Genomic DNA, 3,238 nt, shown 5'->3' with positions numbered 1-3,238 from the left:
CGCGTTTAGAAACTCGGGTCTAGAAACCGGGTTTCTATTGAGATCTCGGGGGAAAATCAAAGATGCTTCTAGAAACCCGGTTTCTTCCCTTGGGAGCGATCGCGGTTTCTTCCTCCACATTAAAAACCGATCGCACAAAATGCCGCCCAGTGGATGGGGTGTTCGTAGGGGCGGGATTGGGGGGCATCTAAACCTAAATTTAGGTTGTTACTCAGGTTTTGTTTGGCTTGGGAATCGCTGTTCTCTAACCAGTCGATCAACTGTTGCTTTGTCACCTCCCTCATCCACTTCTGCGCCGCTTTTAATGCCTGGGAAACTGAGGGTTGATTCTCTATTTCCTCATAGAATTTTACCATCAAAATTGCGGTTGAGACATCGTTCACCGCCCACAGGCTGCAAACCACGTTCGCCGCCCCCGCGTACAGGAACCCCAAACCCAAACTGATGTATTCTTCTAACTGGGAGGAAAAGTCCGTTAACCCCGTTTCGCAAGCGGAGAGAATCACCAGGCGGCAGGCGGGTAAAGACAGTTCAAATAATTCCCCCAAGGTGTAACATTTGGTCAGGTCGATCGCCGTTCCTTTTCGCCAGGGCAGATATCGCGTTTTGGCGGTGTCTGGGGTGGGTTCGGTGTCGCTGACGCGGATTTTTGCCCCCGCCAACACCAGGGGAGATAGCAGGGGAGTGATGAAATTAAAGGCACCGTGTCCGGCGAAGTGGAGATATTCCGCCGCCCGAAAGTCTTGGCGGTGGGGATCTTGGTTGAGGGCGGTTTTCTGGGCTTGCTGGCGGGCGAGATGGCTGGATGTGGCGGAGAAGTTGTCTAAAATTGCCTCAACTTCCAAGTCCGCATAGGTTAAATCTTCGGTGGGGTTTTGGATGGCGAAGAGGCGTTTTTTGGGGGTGGGTTTGCGGTTGCGGCGGGAGACTTGCAAAAATTGACAACTGGGGGCGTAGCTGACGCCTTGGGAAAATCGATCCGCTAAATATTCCGGTTCGTCGCCATCGCCGAGGGGGATGGCGTGGAGGGGAAATAAATGTAAATCCCGATAGGGGACTAATATCAGGCGGTGAAGGTTGCGGGGGAGGGGGGCGAGAAGTTGGGGTAACTGGAGGATATCCCGGAGAAGGGGCAGGAAGCGATCGAGGTGGTTGTCCCAGTCGGAGAAGTCTTCGGCATAGGACTGTAAATAGGTTTGGCGCAATTCCTGTAATTGTTGGTATTGTTCCGGGGTGGAGGTGTGCACGGAGATCCCCCCTGCCCCCCTTAAAAAGGGGGGTTCTGAATCTCTTAGCCCCCCCTTATCAAGGGGGGGTTGGGGGGGATCTCCACCACCTAAAAGAAGTTCTGAATCTCTTAGCCCCCCCTTCTCAAGGGGGGGTTGGGGGGGATCTCCTCCGAGTACAATAAACGTATAAATTCGCTCCCGAGTCAGATACCATTCTATTAACACCGTCTCCTCATCCAATAACTCCCGAATTTGCGAGAATTGGATCGGTTCCACCCGCTGGGTGAGGGTGAAATTGGGGTCGTAGGTTTTCAGGGTATCGAGGAGTTCGGTTAAGGCTTGTTGCGCCTGTTCGTAGTTTTGGCGGAGGGCGGCGACGGCTTCAGGCTTGTAACTCGAAGAACCCGCGCCGCGTTGCCCCAACCCCGGTTCGCCCCCAACATCCGTGTCGGTGGCGGTGTCGAGGCTTTCGAGTAACCGCTGTTTGGCGGTGACTTCCCGGCGCAGGCGATCGAGTTCTTGCCGCAATTCCGGGGGGACGTCGCCGCTGGGGGAGAGTTCCCGGTTGCTGAGGAGTTCGATCAGGTTGCGGGACTTGCTGCGTTCGACGCTGGCGAGGGCTTTGCCGATGTCTTTGGCATTGATGCAGGCTTGTACCAGTTTCTCATAGATTTCTACTACGGCTTCCCGGCGGTTTTGTTTTTCCAGGTAGGAGTTGGTGAAGCTGCAAAGGGTTTCAACGGCTTCGGTGGCGACTTCATAGCCATAGATGGCGGTTTCCCAGTCTCGGATGTCAAAGGCGATATTGCCTAATCTGCGACCGAGATCCAAGGCTTCGACGGGGAATTTGGCTGGGGGACAGAGCTCTAAACCTGATCTCCAGGCGGCGAGGGCTTCGGGAATTTGGTACAAGTGCTGATAGAGAATGCCCAAATGTGTCCAAGAGGATACCATGCCGGAGCGATCGCCCAATTCGGTACTCAATTGCAAAGATTGCTGATACCGGCGCTCCATCTCATCCCAATTGCCACGTTTTCGCTGGATATATCCCAACCATCCCCAACAGTAAGCCATATGGGAGCGATCGCCCAATTCGGTACTCAATTGCAAAGATTGCCGATACAGCCGCTCGGCTTCATCCCAGTTGCCCCGTTTTCGCTCGATATCTCCCAACAGTCCCCAAGAGGTAGCCATGCCGGAGCGATCGCCCAATTCGGTTTCAATTTCCAAGTATTGCCGAAACAGACGCTCTGCCTCATCCCAGTTGCCCCGATTTCGCTCGATATCTCCCAACAGTCCCCAACATTTAGCCATGCCGGAGCGATCGCCCAATTCGGTTTCAATTTCCAAGCATTGCCGATACAGACGCTCCGCTTCATCCCAATTGCCCCGATTTAGCTCGATATATCCCAACCCTCCCCAAGATTTTGCGATGCCGCGCCCATCCCCAATTTCTTGATACAGTTGGAGGCACTGTTGCAAACATTGGAAGGCTTGGGGAAATTCACTGTGTCGATAGTGTTGGGCTGCCTGATTCCATAGGCGATCTGCTTCCGCTTGTTTTTGCAGTCCGGGCAGGGAATAATTCACCGCCTCTATTTTCCCGGCAAAATCCCGCAGCCAGCCCGCATTCCTCTCCCCCCGTGCCGCCCTCATTTCTGCTTCTGCCCTCATCACCTCCACCAACCCCCGATCCAGGAGTTCGGGGCGGCGGCTCAATATGGCGGCTTCGGACCCACTGGGACAGGAGAGGAGTTCTTGAATCAGGTTGAGATAGTCTTGCAGGCGTTGTTCATCCATAGGGCGGCACCGATTCGGGGAGGATACCGCCTATTTTAGCCCACCAGAAACGGAGATGCCTAGAAACTCGGGTCTAGAAACCGGGTTTCTATTGAGATGTCTGTGGGAAACCCAAGATGCTTCTAGAAACCCGGTTTCTTTGTTGGGAGCGATCGCGTTTAGAAACTCGGGTCTAGAAACCGGGTTTCTATTGAGATCTCGGGGGAAAA

General features: G+C 54.0%; 1 protein-coding gene. It reads right to left on the bottom strand.

The window, feature by feature from the left end; translation table 11 throughout:
• Nucleotides 1–119: 119 nt before the first annotated feature.
• On the bottom strand, nucleotides 120–3,029 hold the full coding sequence (locus tag AC0QHF_RS27135) for a CHAT domain-containing protein (RefSeq protein ID WP_324707404.1): 2,910 nt from the start codon (nucleotides 3,027–3,029) through the stop codon (nucleotides 120–122).
• Between the last annotated feature and the right edge of the window lie 209 nt (nucleotides 3,030–3,238).

Source organism: Lyngbya sp. CCY1209 (assembly GCF_055795065.1).
This window is presented reverse-complemented; position numbering and strand designations above follow the sequence as displayed.

Bases quoted from the DNA above. Each gene is read 5' to 3' on its own strand.
- AC0QHF_RS27135 (WP_324707404.1), bottom strand. From the start codon at position 3,029: ATGGATGAACAACGCCTGCAAGACTATCTCAACCTGATTCAAGAACTC.